We start from the raw sequence: 18,014 nt of genomic DNA on the forward strand, positions 1-18,014 counted from the left end.
TGCGCAGGAACAGCCCCGTGGAGCCCTTGATGCGGTCCTTGGGGACCACGATGTGCACGCCCTTGGACGCCAGCACCTTCAGCCCGCCCTCGGTGCCGCCGAGCGCCTCGGTCTCCTCGGTCCACACCCCGGTGGCCGCGATGACGTGCCGCGCCCGCACCTGGCGGATGACACCGGTCTCGAGGTCCTCGATCGTCGCGCCGGTCACCTGCCCGGCGGCGTCCTTGGTCAGCTCGGTGACCTGGGCGCGGGAGGCGGCCAGGGCGCCGTAGCCGGCGGCGGTGCGGACCAGGTCGATGACCAGGCGGGCGTCGTCGACGCGGGCGTCGTAGAACCGGATGGCGCCGACGAGGTAGTCGTCGCGGATGTCCGGGAAGAGCCGCTGGGCGCCGGCCTTGGTGTAGTGGTGCTGGATGGGCACCGACGCGTGGCCGCGCGAGCCGAGCTGGGCCAGGGCGTCGTACATGCCCACGCCGACGGCCGAGTAGGCCCGCTCGATGACCGGGGTCTTCAGCGGCCAGAGGAACGGCTGGGCCTTGACCAGGTGCGGGGCGGTGGTCGACAGCAGCGTGCCGCGCTCCTTCAGCGCCTCGGCCACGAGCTTGAAGTCGAGCTGGTAGAGGTAGCGCAGCCCGCCGTGGACCAGCTTGCTCGAGCGGGAGGAGGTGCCGCCGGCCCAGTCCTGGGCCTCCACGATCGCGGTGCGCAGCCCGCGGGTGGCCGCGTCCAGCGCGATGCCCGCGCCGGTCACCCCGCCGCCGACGACCAGGACGTCCACGCCCTCCTCGTCGCTCATCGCCGCCAGCGCCGCGTCCCGCGCCTGCCTCGTCAGAGCCGTGCTCGTCACTGCAACCTCCCTGGGTGGGGAGGGCGCCGGTCGGCGTCCTCGCCCGGTGTCGATACGACATATGCTCCGTTTCGGATGAACGAAGTTGCAATCTTCGTGCACAAACGTGCGCGGGTGAGGTGGCGGCGTGAGCAACCGTGAGGACGTCCTCTACGAGGCGGCCGCGATGTACTACCTGCAGGACGAGACGATGGAGTCCATCGCCGGCCGGCTCGGCGTGTCCCGCTCGACCGTCTCCCGCCTGATCAAGGAGGCGCGCGAGACCGGGCTGGTGCGCATCTCCGTCCAGCCGCGCGGGGCCGCCGTGGGCGCCGTCGCCCGCGCCCTGACCGCCAGCTTCGGCGTGCAGGCGCACGTGGTCGCCGTCCGTCAGGGCGCCACGCAGGTGCAGACCCTGGACCAGGTGGCCCGCGTCGCCGGCCGGCTCGTCTCGGCGTGGATGCAGCCGGGCACGGTGCTCGGCCTGGCGTGGGGGACGACCGTGTCGGCGGTGGTGGACCACCTCGTCCCGCGCCGGGTGCCGGGCGCCGCCGTCGTCCAGCTCAACGGCGCGGCCAACCCGATGACGTCGGGGATCCCGTACGCCGGGTCGATCATCACCGCGGCGGCCGCCGCCTTCGACGCCCGGGTGCACCACTTCCCCGTCCCGGCCTTCTTCGACTTCCCGGAGACCAAGCGGGCGATGTGGCGGGAGCGGTCCATCCGCCGGGTGCTCGCCATGCAGGGCAAGGTCGACGTCGCGGTGTTCGGTGCCGGGGCCATGGCGGGGCCGCTGACATCCCACGTGTACGAGGGCGGCTACCTCGCCGCCGAGGACCTCGCCCGGCTACGGGCCGAAGGCGTGGTCGGCGACATCTGCACCGTGCTGCTGCGCGAGGACGGCACCTACGCCGACATCGAGCTCAACGCCCGCGCCACCGGGCCCACGCCGCGCGAGCTCGCCCGGATCGGCCGGCGGGTGTGCGTGGTGGCCGGCACGGCCAAGGCCGCCACGCTGCTCGGGGCGCTGCGCGCCGGCGCGGTGACCGACCTCGTCGTCGACGAGGCGACCGCCCGGGCGGTCGTGGAACGCGCCCGCCAGCCGCGCGCCGCCGTGCCAGGATCGCAGCCGTGACGAGCGAGGACCCCGACACCGCACCCACCTCCCCCACGGCCGCGCCCCCGGCGCGGGACGCCGGGCGACGCCCGGCCCGGCCGGTGGTGCGTCAGGCCCGCCCGGCCGACGTGCGCCACATCTACCAGCTGGTCCAGCCGTTCACCGAGACGCGGGTGCTCATCGCCAAGGAGCTCATCAGCTACTTCGAGGCGGTCCAGGAGTTCGTCGTCGCCGAGCTGCCCGAGGAGCCCGGCCGGATCGTCGGGTGCGGGGCGCTGCACGTGCTGTGGGACGACATCGCCGAGGTGCGCACGCTCGCCGTCGACCCGCGGGTCCAGGGCCGCGGCGTCGGCCACGAGCTGCTGCAGACCCTGATCGACCGGGCCCGCGCCCTGGGGCTGCAGCGGGTGTTCTGCCTGACCTTCGAGGTGGACTTCTTCACCCGGCACGGGTTCCGGCGCATCGCCGGCACCCCGGTGGGCACCGACGTCTACGCCGAGATGCTGCACTCGCACGACGACGGCGTGGCGGAGTTCCTCGACCTCGCCCGGGCGAAGCCGAACACGCTCGGCAACTCGCGGATGCTGCTCGAGCTCTGATCCGGAAGGTCCCGGGCGTCAGCGCCGCAGCAGGTGCAGCGCGACGGCGCCCTGCGCGGCGACCAGCCCGCAGGCGACCACCGCGACCACCGCCGAGGGGCGCACGAGGATCCAGGCCACCACGCCCACGACGAGGGCGACGGCGAGGACCGTGCGCAGCGTCCCCAGCGTCGCCCGCACCCGGGTGGTGACCGGCCGCGGCTCGGCGCCGCGCAGCACCGCGCGCAGGCCCGCCCCGGCCGCGCCGGCGGCGACCAGCATGACGAGCTGGCCGAGCGCGAGCAGGGAGACGCCCGGCCACAGCGCCGGGCTGTCGGTGCCCGTCAGCAGGGTGATGGCGAGCCCCATCACGCCCAGCACCAGGCACGCGCCCGCGCTGACGCCCAGGGTGGTGCGCAGGGCCCGCACGGCGCGGTCGGTGGTGACGTCGGTGCTCACCCCGGCAGGCTACCCGCGCCCGTCACGGCAGCCGGTAGCCGCCCGCGTGCGGGCCCGTGCCGGGGACGACGAGGCCGTCGTCGACCAGCGAGGCCAGCGCGCGGGCGGGCTGGGCGGGGTCGGGCAGGGCCGCGGGGGCCGCGCCGTCGGCGCCGGCGACGAGGAGGTCGTCCCCGGTCGCCCACTCCTGCCGGTGGTGGCGCAGGTAGGCCATGATCCGCCCGCGCACCTGGCGGTCGGTGCCGTGCCAGGCCTGGGGGCGGCGCCGTCCGGCGTGTTCGTCGGCGGGCTTGCCGGCGGCGTGCCAGGCGCAGACGGCCAGCAGCGGGCAGGCGTCGCAGCGGGGCGCCCGCGCCGTGCACACCAGGGCGCCGAGCTCCATGAGGCCGACGTTCCACCGCACGGAGGTGGCGGCGTCGGCGGGCAGGTAGGCCGCGGCGCGGTCGCGCTCGGCCCGGCCGAGGGACGGGGCCGGCAGCGCCCGGCCCTCGAGGGCCCGGCCGAGCACCCGGCGCACGTTCGTGTCCAGGACGACGGCGCGGCGCCCGTGGGCGAAGGCGGCCACCGCCGCGGCGGTGTAGGCCCCGATGCCGGGCAGGGCGAGGAGCTCGGCCTCGGTGTCCGGCACCGCGCCGTCGTGCTCGGCGACGATGGCCCGGGCGCACTCCTGCAGGCGCAGCGCCCGGCGCGGGTAGCCGAGCCGGTCCCAGGCGCGCAGCACCTCCGCCGGGCGGGCGGCGGCCAGGTCGGCGGGGGTGGGCCAGCGCGCCATCCACGCCCGCCAGGCGGGCTCGACGCGGACCACGGGGGTCTGCTGCAGCATGACCTCGCTGACCAGCACCGACCAGGCGCTCGCCCCCGGCGCGCGCCAGGGCAGGTCGCGGGCGTGGGCGGCGTACCAGTCCAGCACGGGGCCGACCAGGGCCGCGGCGTCGGTCGGCGTCGTGGTGGGCTCCTCGGTGGTGGCGGCGGCAGTCATCATCCCCAGTGTGCCCGGCGTGGGTGACACGAGGCGGCGGCCGCCCGACGTACGGTTCCGGCGTGACCCCGACGCCCGACCGACCTGCCGGCCGCCCGACGCGCCCCGCCCCCGGGGACACCCGCCCCGGGCCCCGCACCCCCCGGCGCCGGCCCAGCCGTGCGGTCATCATCCGGCGCCGGATCGTCGCCCTTCTGATCCTCCTGGCCGTCATCGCCCTGCTGGTCTGGGGTGTCACGGCGGTCGTCGGGCTCCTGACCGGCGGCGACGACGCCCCCGCCGCCGAGCAGGTCACGGCCGCCGAGACGGAGACCGGCCCGGTCGACCCCCAGCCCTGCCAGTCGCGCGACCTGGAGGTCGACCTCGCCCCCACCGCGGCGGCGGCCGGGAAGCCGGTGACCTTCGACGTCACCCTGCGCAACACCTCCCAGGCGGCCTGCCTGGCCGACGCCGGCCGGGAGACGCTGGTGCTGACCGTCTCCTCGGGGGAGGACCGGGTCTGGTCCTCGGCGGACTGCCCGGCCGAGCCCGCCAAGCGCGCGCTGCTGATCGATTCCGGGGACACGGTCAAGACCACCCTGACGTGGGACGGCAGCCGCTCGGCGCAGGGCTGCCCGGGCGGCCAGCGCGCCGCCGGCGGCGGCACCTACCGGGTGACCGCCTCGCTCGACGGCGCGATGCTGCCCGGCGCGGAGGCCACCTTCACGCTCTGAGGGCGGCCGGGCGCGGCGCACGGTGCCGGGTCAGGCGAACCGCTCGAGGATCGAGGACTCGGCGAGCCGGGAGAGGCCCTCGCGCACGGCGCGGGCGCGGTGCGGGCCGACGCCCTCCACGGCCTGCAGGTCCTCTGTGGTCGCGGCGAGCATGGCCTGCAGGTTGCCGCAGTGGGCCACGATCGCCTCGGCGGTGGAGGTGGGCAGCCGGGGGATCTTCGCCAGCACCCGGTACCCGCGGGGCGCGAGGGCGGAGTCCAGCGCCTCGCCGTCGGGGCCGCCGATGCCGAGCTTGCGGGCGATGGTCGGCATGTCGATGAGCTCGGCGGAGCTGAGGCTGCCCATGGACTCGAGCACCTCGCGGGGGCCGGCCGTGATGTCGTCGCCGAGGTAGTCGCGCACCACCAGGGTCCGGTCGGGGTCGATCCCGATGACGAGCTCCTCGAGCTGGAGGGAGAGCAGGCGCCCGTCGGTGCCCAGCTCGGTGACGTAGCCGTCCACCTCCGCGGAGATGCGCGAGACCATCTCCAGGCGCTGGACCACGGTGACGACGTCCCGGACGGTGACCAGGTCCTCGATCTCCAGCGCCGAGAGCGTGCCGGAGACCTCGTCCAGCCGTGCCTTGTACCGCTCGAGGGTGGCCAGCGCCTGGTTGGCGCGCGAGAGGATGACGTCGGAGTCCTCGATGACGTGGCGGTGCTGGTCGACGTACAGCGCGACGGTGCGCATCGACTGGCTCACCGAGATCACCGGGTAGCCGGACTGCTTCGCGGCCCGCTCGGCGGTGCGGTGGCGCATGCCGGACTCGGAGGTCTCGATCGAGGAGTCCGGCAGCAGCTGGGCGTTGGCCCGCCGGATCCGCCGGTTGGGGAAGTCCACGACGACGGCGCCGTCCATCTTGGCGAGCTCGCGTAGCCGGGTGGCCGAGAACTCCACGTCGAGCTCGAAGCCGCCGGAGCACATCGCCTCGACGGTCTCGTCGTAGCCGAGCACCACGATCGCGCCGGTGCGCCCGCGCAGGATGCGCTCGAGGCCGTCGCGGAGCTCGGTTCCCGGCGCGACCGCACGGAGCATGGCACGCAGCTTGCCGTCGGGGGGGAAGTCGGGCACGGGTCCTCACATGATGCTCGCGTCAGGGAACAGCGTCGTCTGCCCCCGGGGTCATCCTAGGGGCGCCGGGGCCGCGGCCGGCCGGGTCGGGCGGGTGTCCGGGGGATCGGGGCGTCTCGATCCGGTCACGGCCGGGGGTTACCCGCGCGGCCGCGCACCCCGTCGGGCCGTCAGTGCTGCGGCTCGCGCACCACGGCCGTCGCCCGCCAGGCCGCGCCCGCGGCCTCCTGCAGGCTGTCGACCGGGTGCACCGACAGGCCCGGCACCGCCCGCAGGTCCCCCGCCCCGCGCGCGGGCACGATCGCCCGCGTGAAGCCGAGCCGCGCGGCCTCGGCCAGGCGGCGCTGGACGCCCACGGTGGTGCGCACCTCGCCGGTCAGGCCCACCTCGCCCACCGCCACGATGCCCGGGTCGAGCTCCTTGCCCTCCACGGCGGAGAGCACCGCCAGCGCCACCGCGAGGTCCACGGCCGGTTCCACCGCGCGGGCCCCGCCCACGGTGGAGACGTACACGTCGGCGGTGGACAGCGTCACGCCGAGCCGCGACTGCAGCACGGCCAGCGTCATCGCCACCCGGGAGCCGTCGAGCCCGGAGGTGGTCCGGCGCGGGGAGCTCAGCGGCGAGCGGGCGACCAGGGCCTGGATCTCCGTCGGCATGGGCCGCCGGCCCTCCAGGGAGACCGTCACGCAGGTGCCCGGCACGGCGCTGCGGTGCCCGGAGAGGAACAGCCCGGAGGGGTCCGCCAGCCCGGTGATGCCGGTGTCGCCCAGGTCGAAGCAGCCCACCTCGTCGGTGGGGCCGTAGCGGTTCTTCACCGCCCGGACCATCCGCAGCCGGGAGTGCCGGTCGCCCTCGAACTGGCACACGACGTCGACGAGGTGCTCGAGCACGCGCGGGCCGGCGATGGAGCCGTCCTTGGTCACGTGCCCGACGAGGAGCACGGGGATGTCCCGGGTCTTGGCCACGTGGATGAGGGCCGAGGCGACCGCCCGCACCTGGCTGGTGCCGCCCGCCGCGCCGTCCACCGTGCCGTCGGCGATGGTCTGGACGGAGTCGACCACGAGCAGGGAGGGGTCGGCGTCGTCCACGTGCCCGAGCAGCGTGGCGAGGTCGGTCTCCGCGGCGAGCAGCAGGTGCGGCGTGAGGGCGCCGATGCGCTCGGCGCGCAGGCGCACCTGACCGGCCGACTCCTCGCCGGTGACGTACAGCACCGGCCGGCCGGTTCCGCCGGCGGCGACGTCGGCCGAGACGGCCGCCGCCCGGGCCGCCACGTCGAGCAGCAGGGTGGACTTGCCCACGCCCGGCTCCCCGGCGAGCAGCACCACCGCGCCGGGCACGATGCCGCCGCCGAGCACCCGGTCGAGCTCGCCCACCCCGGTGCTGCGCGCCCGCGCCGCGTCCACCGCCACCTCGTCGATGGGCCGGGCCGGGGCCGAGGGCGCCAGCGCCGCGGTCACCCGCGCCGGCGCCGTCCCCGCGGCCTCCTCCACGGTGCCCCAGGCCTGGCACTCCCCGCACCGGCCGACCCACTTCACGGTGGTCCACCCGCACTCGGCGCAGCGGAAGGCGGGCCGGGCGGTCCTGGCGGTCCTGGTGGTGGCGGAGGTCATGGGCCAACCGTAGGGGCGGGTACCGACATCGGTGCCGGGCGGGCCGGGGCATAGGGTCACAGGAGCACCGACGGCAGGAAAGGACTCTCCCCATGGCCGACCACCGCCAGGTCCTCACCGAGGACCTCCTCGAGCGCATCCGCGAGCGCGCCCCCCGCTACGACGCCGAGAACACCTTCTTCGACGAGGACCTCGCCGAGCTCAAGGAGGCCGGGTACCTCACCGCGTTCGTGCCGGCGGAGTTCGGCGGGGCCGGGCTGACCCTGGAGGAGATGACCCGCGAGCAGATGCGCCTGGCCGCCGCGGCGCCGGCCACGGCCCTGGCGGTGAACATGCACCACGTGTGGGTCGGCGTGGCCCGCACGGTCCACGCCCGCGGGGACGGCTCCACCGACTTCATCCTCGAGGAGGCCGCGGCCGGGGAGGTCTTCGCCTTCGGGGTCTCCGAGGCCGGCAACGACCTCGTGCTCTTCGGCTCCGAGAGCGAGGCCCGCCCGGACGGGCAGGGCGGCTACACCTTCCACGGGCTGAAGATCTTCACCTCCCTCGCCCCCGCCTGGACCCGCATGGGCACCTTCGGCGCGGACACCACCGGCGAGGAGCCGCGCAACGTGTGGGGGTTCATCACCCGCGACGGCGGCGGCGTGGAGACGGTCGGCACGTGGGACGTCATGGGGATGCGGGCCTCGCAGTCCTTCTCCACCCGGCTCGACGGCGCCCCCGCCCCCGCGGACCGCATCGTCCGGCGCATCGCCCCGGGCCCCACCATGGACCCGTTCATCTTCGGCATCTTCGCCAACTTCGAGATCCTCCTCGCCTCGGTCTACACCGGGCTGGCCGGGCGGGCGATCGAGGTGGCGGTCGAGACGGTGCAGAAGCGCCGGTCGCTGAAGAACGACGCCCCCTACTCCCAGGACCCCGACATCCGCTGGCGCCTGGCCGACGCCGCCATCCAGCTCGACGGCGTCTACCCCCAGATCGCCGAGATCGCCCGCGACGTCGACAACCAGGTCGACCGCGGCCCGCTGTGGATGCCCCAGCTCTCCGCGGTGAAGTCCCGGGCGACGGAGGTCGCCCTCGACGTCGTGACCAAGTGCGTGCGCGCCTGCGGCGGCTCGGCGTACTCCAACGGCAAGGAGCTCTCGCGTCTCTACCGGGACGTGCTGGCCGGGCTCTTCCACCCCAGCGACGACGAGTCGGTGCACGGGGCCTGGGCCAACGCGCTGCTGGGCCCGATCCGGTAGGTCCGGGCCGGTCCCCGGGTCCCACCCCACGGACGTGCCCCGCCGCGCGACGGCCCGGCCTCGGCGGACCTCCCTCGCGGACGCCCGCCCTCTTGACACGCGGGGCACAACCGCTGAACGCTCACACCGGGCGGCGAGCGGGCCAGGCCCGGGCCGGGGTCACCCTCGGGGGTAAGGGAGCCTTCGATGGCGGGACAGCGGGACGCCTACGTCGTGGGCGTGGACTTCGGGACGCTCTCGGGGCGCGCGCTCGTGGTGCGGGTCCGCGACGGCGCCGAGCTCGGCACCGCCGTGCAGCAATACCGGCACGGGGTGATGGACCGGCGGCTGAGCGCGGGGGACGGCGCGGCCCTGCCACCGGACTGGGCGCTGCAGGACCCCTCGGACTACCTCGAGGTGCTGCGCACCGCGGTGCCCGCCGCCGTCCGTGCGGCGGGGATCGACCCGGCCGACGTCGTCGGTGTCGGCACGGACTTCACCGCCTGCACCATGGTGCCCACCACCGCGGACGGCACGCCGCTGTGCGAGCTGGACCGGTTCCGGGACCGGCCCCACGCCTACGTCAAGCTGTGGAAGCACCACGCCGCCCAGCCGCAGGCCGACCGGATCACCGCGCTGGCCCATGAGCGCGGGGAGCGCTGGATCGACCGCTACGGCGGGGCGATCTCCTCGGAGTGGGAGTTCGCCAAGGGCCTGCAGCTGCTCGAGGAGGACCCCGAGGTGTACGCCGCCACGGAACGATGGGTGGAGGCGGCGGACTGGATCGTCTGGCGGCTGACGGGGGAGTACGTCCGCAACGCGTGCACCGCCGGGTACAAGGGCATCTACCAGGACGGGCGGTACCCGTCGGAGGCGTTCCTCGCCGCCCTCGACCCGGCGTTCACCGGCTTCGTGCGCGACAAGCTCGCGGCGCCGATCGGGCAGCTGGGCCGGCGGGCTGGCGGGCTGACGGCGGAGGCGGCGGCCTGGACCGGCCTGGCGGCGGGCATTGCCGTGGCGGTGGGCAACGTCGACGCCCACGTGACCGTGCCGGCCGCGGACGCCGTCGACCCCGGGCAGATGGTCGCCATCATGGGCACCTCCACCTGCCACGTCATGAACGCGGGGCACCCGGCGCCGGTGCCGGGGATGTGCGGGGTGGTCCACGGCGGCATCGCCGAGGGCTACTGGGGGTACGAGGCCGGACAGTCCGGGGTGGGGGACATCTTCGCCTGGTTCGTCGACAACGCGGTGCCCCCGGGCGAGGTGGAGGAGGCCCGGGCCCGCGGGATCTCCGTGCACCGGCTGCTCACCGAGCGCGCCGCGCGCCAGCAGGTGGGGGAGCACGGGCTCGTCGCGCTGGACTGGCAGTCGGGCAACCGGTCGGTGCTCGTCGACCACGAGCTCTCCGGCCTGGTGCTCGGCCTGACGCTGACGACCCGTCCGGAGGACGTCTACCGGGCGCTGCTCGAGGCCACGGCGTTCGGCACCCGCGTGATCATCGAGGCCTTCGAGGGGGCCGGCGTGCCGGTGACCGAGCTCGTCGTCGCCGGCGGGCTGCTGGCGAACCGGTTCCTCATGCAGCTGTACTCCGACGTCACGCGGCTGCCGCTGTCGACCATCGCCTCCGAGCAGGGCCCGGCGCTGGGCGCCGCGATCCACGGCGCCGTCGCCGCCGGAGCCTACCCCGACGTGGCCGCCGCCGCCCGGGCCATGGGCGGGCGCACGGTGGGGGCGTACACACCCGATGAGGACGCGGCCCGGCGCTACGACGCCCTGTACGCCGAGTACACGACGCTGCACGACTACTTCGGCCGCCACGGCAACGACGTCATGCACCGCCTCAAGCGCATCCGCCGCGAGGCCGCCGCTTCCCGGCCGGCGGTGCCCGCCACCGAGCCCGCCACCGGGGCCGACGGCGCCGGGAGGCGCGCGGGATGACCGTCCAGCTGGCCGCGCTGCCGCCCGAGGTCCGTGACGCCGTCGCCCGTTGCCGGACGCGGGTGGCCGCCCTGCACGCGGAGCTGCCCCGATACGCCCTCGTGGTGTGGACGGCGGGCAACGTCTCCGAGCGGGTCCCCGGCACGGACCTGTTCGTCATCAAGCCCTCCGGGGTCTCCTACGACGAGCTCCGGGCGGCCACGATGGTCGTCTGCGACCTGGACGGGGCCAAGGTCGACGACGGGACGGGCCGGCTCCGGCCGTCCTCCGACACCGCCGCCCACGCCTACGTCTACCGGCACATGCCGGAGGTCGGCGGCGTCGTCCACACCCACTCCACCTTCGCCACCGCCTGGGCCGCGCGGGGCGAGCCGATCCCGTGCGTGCTGACGATGATGGCCGACGAGTTCGGCGGCGACATCCCGGTGGGCCCCTTCGCCGTCGTCGGGGACGACTCCATCGGGCGCGGCATCGTCGAGACGCTGCGGGGCTCGCGCTCCCCGGCGGTGCTCATGCGCCACCACGGCCCCTTCACCATCGGCCCGGACGCCAGGAGCGCCGTCAAGGCGGCGGTGATGTGCGAGGAGGCCGCCCGCACCGTGCACGCCGCCCGGATGCTCGGCGAGCTCACCCGGATCCCCGACGCGGCCGTCGACGCCCTGTACCACCGCTACCAGCGCGCCTACGGCCAGCCGGCGATGGGCGGGGCGGCCTGACGGGCCCCCGCCAGGCCGCGCCGGCCCCCAGGACGCGTGCGGCCCCGCACCGGGTCGGTGCGGGGCCACACGGGCGGGGCGCGGTCAGCGGCGCGCGCGCCGCTTGTTGAGCAGGTCGAAGGCGACCGCGAGGAGGAGCACGAGGCCCTTGATGGCCTGCTGCCAGGCGGGGTCGACGTTCATGATCGACAGGCCCATGTTCAGCACGCCCATGATGAGCGCGCCGATGATGGCGCCGGAGACCTTGCCGATGCCGCCGGTGACGGCGGTCCCGCCGATGAACGCGGCGGCGATGGCGTCCAGCTCGAAGCTGTTGCCGGCCGCGGCGACGGCGGCGCCCGCCCGCGAGGTCGTGACGACGCCCGCGAGGGCGGCCAGCACGCCCATGTTCACGAAGATCGCGAAGTTGACCTTGCGGGTGTTGACGCCGGAGAGCATGGCGGCGTGCAGGTTGCCGCCGATGGCGTAGATGTGCCGGCCGAAGACCGAGCGGTTCATCACGAAGGTGTAGGCCACGATGAGCACGCCCACGATGATCAGCACGATCGGGGTGCCGCCGGCGCTGCGGGCCAGCAGGTAGCTGATGAACGCGACGAGCACCGCGAACAGCACCAGGCGCGAGACGAACGCGAAGAAGGGCTCGAGCTCCAGGCCGTGCTTGCGGATCGAGCGGCGGGCCCGCAGCTGGATGACGACCAGGCCCGCGATGGCGACGGCCCCGATGAGGAGGGTGACGACGTCGAGGTTGGCCACGTAGCCGAAGGCGTTGGGGATCGAGCCGTTGGAGATGGCGTTGAACCCGCGGGGCAGGCCCGCGACGGTGGTGCCCACCAGGACGATGGCCAGGCCGCGGAAGATCAGCATGCCCGCGAGGGTCACGATGAACGCCGGGATGCCCACGTAGGCCACCCAGAATCCCTGCCAGGCGCCGATGACGGCACCGAGCACGAGGGTGGCGAGGACGGCGAGCGGCCACGGCACGTGCCAGCTGTCCATCATGATCGCGGTGACGCCGCCGACGAAGGCGACCACCGAGCCGACCGAGAGATCGATGTGGCCGGCGACGATCACCATGACCATGCCGATCGCCAGGATCATCACGTAGGCGTTCTGCTGCACCAGGCTCGCGACGTTGTTCGGCTTGAGCAGCAGGCCGCCGGTGAGGATCTGGAACAGGACCACGATGGCGATCAGCGCCGCCATGATCCCGTACTGCCGCAGGTTGCGGCCGAAGTACTGCGTCAGTGCGCTCATCGTGACGCACCCTCCCTGTCCATGGTCATGAAGTGCATGAGCCGCTCCTGCGTGGCCTCGTCACGGGGGACCTCACCGGTGAGGCGCCCCTGGCTCATGGTGTAGATGCGGTCGCAGATGCCCAGGAGCTCGGGCAGCTCGGAGGAGATCACGAGGATCCCCTTCCCGGCGTCGGCGAGGGCGTTGATGATCTGGTAGATCTCGAACTTCGCGCCGACGTCGATCCCCCGGGTGGGCTCGTCGAGGATGAGCACGTCGGGATCGGTGTAGATCCACTTGCTCAGCACGACCTTCTGCTGGTTGCCGCCCGAGAGCTGCCCGACGATCGTGTTGACGTCCGGGGTCTTGATCCGCATCTCCCGGCGGTAGCGCTCGGCGACGGTCGTCTCCTCGTGGACGTCCACGACCCCCAGGCGGGACATCTTCTCCAGGTTCGCGGCGGCGACGTTGCGCTTGATGTCCTGGATGAGGTTGAGCCCGTAGCGCTTGCGGTCCTCCGTGGCGTAGGCGATGCCGTGGCGGATCGCCTGCTCGACGGTGGTCGCGCGGATCTCGCGGCCCTCCTTGTACAGGCGGCCGGAGATGTTGTGCCCGTAGGAGCGGCCGAAGATGCTCATGGCCAGCTCGGTGCGCCCGGCGCCCATGAGGCCCGCCAGGCCCACGATCTCCCCGCGACGGACGGTGAGGCTGGCGCCGTCGACCACCTTGCGGGCGGTGTCCACCGGGTGGTGGACCGTCCAGTCCTCCACCCGCAGCACCTCCGGGCCGATCTTCGGGGCGTGCTCGGGGTAGCGGTTGTCCAGCTCCCGGCCCACCATGAGCCGGATGATCTCCTCCTCGGAGACCGGCACCTCGCCACGCATGTCGAGGGTCTCGATGGTGCGGCCGTCGCGGATGACGGTGGTGGAGTCGGCGATCGCGGCGATCTCGTTGAGCTTGTGCGAGATGACGATCATGGTGATGCCCTGGTCGCGCAGCTGACGCATGAGGCCGAGGAGGTGGGCGCTGTCCTCGTCGTTGAGGGCGGCGGTGGGCTCGTCGAGGATGAGGAGCTTGACCCGCTTGGACAGCGCCTTGGCGATCTCCACGAGCTGCTGGCGGCCCACGCCGAGGTCGACGACCTTGGTGTCGGGCCGGATGTCCAGGCCCACGCGGGCGAGCAGCTTTGCGGCCTCGCTGTTGGTGCGGTTCCAGTCGATGACGCCGCCGGCGGCCTGCTCGTTGCCGAGGAAGATGTTCTCCGCGACCGACAGGTAGGGGCTCAGGGCGAGCTCCTGGTGGATGATGACGATGCCCTGGGCCTCGCTGTCGCGGATGGTGCGGAACTCGCAGGTGTGGCCGTCGAAGACGATCTCGCCCTCGTAGCTGCCGTGGGGGTAGACCCCCGACAGGACGTTCATCAGCGTCGACTTGCCGGCGCCGTTCTCCCCGCAGATGGCGTGGACCTCGCCGCGCCGCACCGAGAGGGTGACGTCCTGCAGCGCCTTGACGCCGGGGAAGGTCTTGGTGATGGCCCGCATCTCGAGGATGGGGTGGTCGGATGGCATCGCTGCTCCTTGGGGGCCCGGGGCCCGCCCGCGGCCCGGGACCGGGTCGCGGGCGGGCGGGGGAGTGGGGTCAGAGACCGAGCTCGCCGGCGTCGTAGAAGCCGGACTTCACGAGCGAGGACTCGACCGTGTCGGGCGTGACGACCTGCGGGGGCAGCAGGTAGGAGGGGACGACCTTCTTGCCGTTGTCGTAGGTCTCGGTGTCGTTGACCTCGACCTCCTCGCCCTTGACGATCTGGTCGACCATCTTCGCGACCTGGTCGCCCAGGGTGCGGGTGTCCTTCCACACCGTCATCGACTGCATGCCCGCGAGCATGTTCTTGACGTTGGCGAGGTCGGCGTCCTGGCCGGTCACCAGCGGGAACTCGTTCCCGGCCTTGTAGCCGGCGGCGTCGAGCGCCTGCTCGATGCCGAGGGCGAGGGAGTCGTTGGGCGAGAGGACGACGTCGACCTTCTTGTCCGCGTAGAAGGAGTTGAGCCGGTTGTCCATCTCGGCCTGGGCCTTGCCGGACTCCCAGCCCTGGATGCCGATGGAGCTCCACTCGTCGTTGGACTTCGGCGCCTTGCCGGAGGGCACCACGAGCTGGCCGCCCTCCACGTAGGGCAGCAGGACGTCCCACGCGCCGGAGAAGAAGAACTTGGCGTTGTTGTCGTCGGGGGAACCGGCGAAGGGCTCGAGGTTGAACGGGCCCTTGCCGTCCTTGAGGCCGAGCTGCTCCTCGATGAAGTGCCCCTGGAGCTGGCCGACCTGGTAGTTGTCGAACGTGGCGTAGTAGTCCACGGACTCGGTGTCGTTGATGAGGCGGTCGTAGGCGATGACGGTGATGTCCTTCGCCTTGGCCGAGTCGAGCACCGGGCCCAGGGCCGTGCCGTCGATGGAGGCGACCACGAGGACCTTGGGGTCCTGGTTGATCATGTTCTGGATCTGGGTGATCTGCTGGTCGACCTTGTTGTCGGCGTACTGCAGCGAGGTCTTGTACCCCATGTCCTTGAGCAGGCTCTCGAGGTTCTCGCCGTCGTTGTTCCACCGCTCGAGGGAGCGGGTCGGCATGGCGATGCCGACGAGGCCGCCACCCTCCCCGCCGTCGCCGGCCTCGGCGGCACCGCTGTCGGTGCGCTCGCTGCTGCACGCGGCGAGCGATCCCGCGGCGAGCGCGGCGCCCGCGAGCGCCGCCACGGCCTTGAAGTTGCGCAGAGACATCCTTGTCAAACCCTTCTGTCGATCCGGCCCGGGCGGCCGGCGCGCTGTGAACCACGTGCCCGAACTCCGTCGTCGCCGGGACCCTCGCTGAGGTCCCGCGACGCCCCTTCACGTCGCTGGTGCACCAGGTTTGTTGTGCGGGAGAACATATTCACGCCTGGTCCCGGATGGCAAATCCGTCGGCGTGGCGCCGGATTCGGGCCGGGAGACGGGGCGCGTGGCCCCGTCAGGCGAACGTGCCGGTCCAGGCCGCGGGCTGCTGGATCACCGTGCGCAGGGCGCGCATCGCCCCGCCGGTGGCCGCCGGGGCCGGGTCGGCCGGAGCGCCACGCAGCAGCACCCGCATCCAGGGGCTCGCCAGGGTGCGCACCCGCAGCTGCTCCTCGATGCCCGGGCGCAGGAGGTCCACCAGGGGGATGTAGCCGGCGCCGAGGACCACCTCGTCGACGTCGACGAGGTTGACCACGCCGGCCAGGGCGATCCCCAGCGCCCACGCCGCCCGCTCCACCGCCGCCCGCGCGGCGCCGTAGCCCGAGGCCGCCGCCTCGGCGAGGGCGGCCGTGCTGGTCTCCAGCGGCAGCCCGGCCGCCTCGAGCACGGCGTGCTTGCCGGCGTAGCGCTCCAGGCAGCCGCGCGCCCCGCAGTGGCACTGCGGCCCGGCGGGCTCGATGGCCATGTGGCCGATCTCCCCGGCCCAGCCGTGCTTGCCGAGCACCACGGTGCCCTCGGCGACGATGGCGGCGCCGACGCCGATGTCGCCGCCGACGTAGATGAACGTGCTCGACGGCGCGGAGCGGCCGGGTGCGGTGTTGGCCAGGCCGTAGGCGGCCAGGTTGGCGTCGTTGTCGACGACGAGCGCGGTCCCGGCGGGCAGCGCGTCGGCGCCCATGAGCTCGGCCGGGCGCACCTCGTGCCAGCCGAGGTTCGGGGCCAGCAGCAGCCGGCCCGAGGCGGCGTCGACCAGCCCCGGCAGGCCCAGGCAGGCCTGGGCGACCCGGGCGCCGGTGGCGCCGGCCCGCTCGAGCAGGCGGCGGGCCAGGTCGGCCGCGCGGGCGAGGACCGCCGCGGCGTCGGAGGACTCGAAGTCGCCCTCGACGTACTCCTCGGCGAGGATGGCCCCGGTGAGGTCCATGACCCGCCCGGCCATGTAGTCGACGTTGACCTGCAGGCCCAGGCCCGCGAAGGACCCGCGGGCGGGGGTGAGCGGCACCGCCGGGCGGCCCGGGCGCCCGCCCGTGGGGTGGTGCTCGGCCACGATGCGCGCGGCGATGAGCTCCTCGGTGAGCCGCGAGACGGTCGAGCGGGTCATGCCGGTCTGCGCGGCCAGCTGGGCGCGCGAGACCGGCTCGGGGCTGGCGAAGATCGCCTGGCTGATGACCGCGAGGTTGTGCTCGCGGAGGGAGGACTGGCGGGCCGCGCCGGAGGACGGGCGCCCTGCGGTGGGGGCGGCGACTCCGGCGCCCGGGATGGCGTTCACGGGCTTGACCCTACTCCGGAACGCCGTTATGTTTCACCGCACAACAAATCTCGACGAGGAGAAGCAACATGGTGCGCACGCCCACCCCGGAGGACCGTTTCTCGTTCGGCCTGTGGACCGTCGGCTGGACCGCCCGCGACCAGTTCGGCGAGGCGACCCGCCCCGCCCTGGACCCGTGGGAGTATGCGGGCCGGCTGGCCGAGCTGGGGGCCTGGGGGGTGACCTTCCACGACGACGACGTCGTCCCGTTCGGCGCCCCCGACGAGGACCGCGACCGGATCCTGCAGACCTTCAAGAAGGCCGTCGACGCCGCCGGGCTGGTGGTGGAGATGGTCACCACCAACACCTTCTCCCACCCGGTGTTCAAGGACGGCGCGCTGACCTCCAACGACCGCTCCGTCCGGCGGTTCGCGCTGCGCAAGGTGCTGCGCAACGTCGACCTCGCCGCCGAGCTGGGCGCGGAGACGTTCGTCATGTGGGGCGGGCGCGAGGGCAGCGAGTACGACGGCGCCAAGGACGTCAACGCCGCCCTGGACCGCTACGCCGAGGGCCTCGACACGGTCGCCGGCTACATCAAGGACCAGGGCTACGGCCTGCGCATCGCCCTGGAGCCCAAGCCGAACGAGCCGCGCGGGGACATCCTGCTGCCCACCGTCGGCCACGCGCTGGCCCTCATCGCGCGCCTGCAGCACGAGGACATCGTCGGCCTCAACCCCGAGACCGGCCACGAGCAGATGGCGGGGCTGAACTACACCCATGCCCTGGCCCAGGCGCTGTGGTCGGGCAAGCTGTTCCACATCGACCTCAACGGCCAGCGCTCGATCAAGTTCGACCAGGACCTGGTCTTCGGCCACGGCGACCTGCTCTCGGCCTTCTTCACCGTCGACCTCATCGAGAACGGCTTCCCCAGCGCCGGCCAGGACGGGCCGATGTACCGCGGCCCGCGGCACTTCGACTACAAGCCCTCCCGCACCGAGGGCTTCGACGGGGTGTGGGAGTCCGCCCGCGCCAACATGGAGACCTACCTGCTGCTCGCCGAGAAGGCCCGCGCCTACCGGGCCGACCCCGAGGTGCAGGCCGCCATGGAGCAGGCCGGCGTCCTCGAGCTGTCCGAGCCCACCCTCGCCGCGGGCGAGAGCGTGGCGGACCTGCTCGCCGACCGGCGCGCGTTCGAGGACTTCGACGCCGACGCCGCCGCCCAGCGCGGGTTCGGCTTCGTGCGGCTGAACCAGCTCGCCATCGCCCACCTCATCGGCTGACCCG

The 18,014-nt window shown here is 73.8% G+C and carries 16 protein-coding genes; 7 read left to right on the forward strand and 9 right to left on the reverse strand.

The genetic code is table 11. The features are described 5' to 3' along the window. On the reverse strand, window positions 1–796 hold a 796-nt coding region (locus tag GD970_RS16865; protein ID WP_152204105.1), incomplete at its 3' end, for a glycerol-3-phosphate dehydrogenase/oxidase. Window positions 797–974: 178 nt separating this feature from the next. On the opposite strand from GD970_RS16865, the gene GD970_RS16870 reads away from it, so the two are divergent. Both GD970_RS16870 and GD970_RS16875 read left to right on the forward strand, forming a co-directional pair. Beyond that, window positions 975–1,961 (forward strand): sugar-binding transcriptional regulator, encoded by a 987-nt coding sequence (locus GD970_RS16870; RefSeq protein WP_226925415.1) that lies wholly within the window; start codon window positions 975–977, stop codon window positions 1,959–1,961. After that, complete coding sequence (locus GD970_RS16875; protein ID WP_193314975.1) at window positions 1,958–2,542, forward strand: amino-acid N-acetyltransferase; 585 nt, start codon at window positions 1,958–1,960, stop codon at window positions 2,540–2,542. Before GD970_RS16870 ends, GD970_RS16875 begins: the two co-directional genes overlap by 4 nt. Window positions 2,543–2,560: 18 nt before the next feature. Here GD970_RS16875 and GD970_RS16880 read toward each other — a convergent pair whose 3' ends face one another. Beyond that, entirely contained in the window at window positions 2,561–2,980 is a 420-nt protein-coding gene (locus GD970_RS16880) for a hypothetical protein (protein WP_152204075.1), read from the reverse strand. 22 nt (window positions 2,981–3,002) lie between these two features. Then, entirely contained in the window at window positions 3,003–3,959 is a 957-nt protein-coding gene (locus GD970_RS16885; RefSeq protein ID WP_152204076.1) for an HhH-GPD family protein, read from the reverse strand. A 62-nt stretch (window positions 3,960–4,021) separates the two neighbouring features. Between GD970_RS16885 and GD970_RS16890 the strand changes: the two genes are divergently transcribed. Further along, window positions 4,022–4,672 (forward strand): hypothetical protein, encoded by a 651-nt coding sequence (locus GD970_RS16890; protein WP_152204077.1) that lies wholly within the window; start codon window positions 4,022–4,024, stop codon window positions 4,670–4,672. A gap of 30 nt (window positions 4,673–4,702) precedes the next feature. On the opposite strand, the gene disA is transcribed toward GD970_RS16890, so the two are convergent. Together disA and radA are read right to left on the reverse strand one after the other, a co-directional pair. Then, complete coding sequence (gene disA, locus GD970_RS16895; RefSeq protein WP_152204108.1) at window positions 4,703–5,746, reverse strand: DNA integrity scanning diadenylate cyclase DisA; 1,044 nt, start codon at window positions 5,744–5,746, stop codon at window positions 4,703–4,705. Between the two features lie 206 nt (window positions 5,747–5,952). Beyond that, window positions 5,953–7,392, reverse strand: coding sequence for a DNA repair protein RadA (radA, locus tag GD970_RS16900; protein WP_152204078.1), 1,440 nt, complete (start codon window positions 7,390–7,392; stop codon window positions 5,953–5,955). 92 nt (window positions 7,393–7,484) lie between these two features. Here radA and GD970_RS16905 point away from each other — a divergent pair, with 92 nt between their 5' ends. The 3 genes from GD970_RS16905 (at window position 7,485) to GD970_RS16915 (ending at window position 11,272) form a co-directional block, all read left to right on the forward strand. After that, a complete protein-coding gene (locus GD970_RS16905) occupies window positions 7,485–8,636 on the forward strand; it encodes an acyl-CoA dehydrogenase family protein (protein WP_152204079.1) in 1,152 nt (383 codons plus the stop codon). Between the two features lie 186 nt (window positions 8,637–8,822). Continuing rightward, the gene (araB, locus tag GD970_RS16910; protein WP_152204080.1) at window positions 8,823–10,556 is read left to right on the forward strand and encodes a ribulokinase; all 1,734 of its coding nucleotides are present in this window, start codon (window positions 8,823–8,825) and stop codon (window positions 10,554–10,556) included. Then, on the forward strand, window positions 10,553–11,272 hold the full coding sequence (locus GD970_RS16915) for an L-ribulose-5-phosphate 4-epimerase (protein WP_152204081.1): 720 nt from the start codon (window positions 10,553–10,555) through the stop codon (window positions 11,270–11,272). Before araB ends, GD970_RS16915 begins: the two co-directional genes overlap by 4 nt. Before the next feature lie 84 nt (window positions 11,273–11,356). On the opposite strand, the gene mmsB is transcribed toward GD970_RS16915, so the two are convergent. The 4 genes from mmsB to GD970_RS16935 all read right to left on the reverse strand — a co-directional run bounded on the left by mmsB (window position 11,357) and on the right by GD970_RS16935 (window position 16,751). Then, a complete protein-coding gene (gene mmsB / locus GD970_RS16920; protein ID WP_152204082.1) occupies window positions 11,357–12,526 on the reverse strand; it encodes a multiple monosaccharide ABC transporter permease in 1,170 nt (389 codons plus the stop codon). Next, window positions 12,523–14,073, reverse strand: a complete 1,551-nt coding sequence (gene mmsA / locus GD970_RS16925; protein WP_152204083.1) for a multiple monosaccharide ABC transporter ATP-binding protein — start codon at window positions 14,071–14,073, stop codon at window positions 12,523–12,525. The genes mmsB and mmsA overlap by 4 nt, the downstream gene beginning before the upstream one ends. Window positions 14,074–14,143: 70 nt before the next feature. After that, window positions 14,144–15,274: a multiple monosaccharide ABC transporter substrate-binding protein gene (chvE, locus tag GD970_RS16930; protein WP_152204084.1), complete on the reverse strand. Its 1,131-nt coding sequence runs from the start codon at window positions 15,272–15,274 to the stop codon at window positions 14,144–14,146. A 226-nt stretch (window positions 15,275–15,500) separates the two neighbouring features. Further along, window positions 15,501–16,751: an ROK family transcriptional regulator gene (locus tag GD970_RS16935; protein WP_226925416.1), complete on the reverse strand. Its 1,251-nt coding sequence runs from the start codon at window positions 16,749–16,751 to the stop codon at window positions 15,501–15,503. A 68-nt stretch (window positions 16,752–16,819) separates the two neighbouring features. On the opposite strand from GD970_RS16935, the gene xylA reads away from it, so the two are divergent. Then, the gene (xylA, locus tag GD970_RS16940) at window positions 16,820–18,010 is read left to right on the forward strand and encodes a xylose isomerase (protein WP_152204085.1); all 1,191 of its coding nucleotides are present in this window, start codon (window positions 16,820–16,822) and stop codon (window positions 18,008–18,010) included. Window positions 18,011–18,014: the final 4 nt, after the last annotated feature.

This window comes from Georgenia thermotolerans (assembly GCF_009193185.1).
GTDB classification, from domain to species: domain Bacteria; phylum Actinomycetota; class Actinomycetes; order Actinomycetales; family Actinomycetaceae; genus Georgenia; species Georgenia thermotolerans.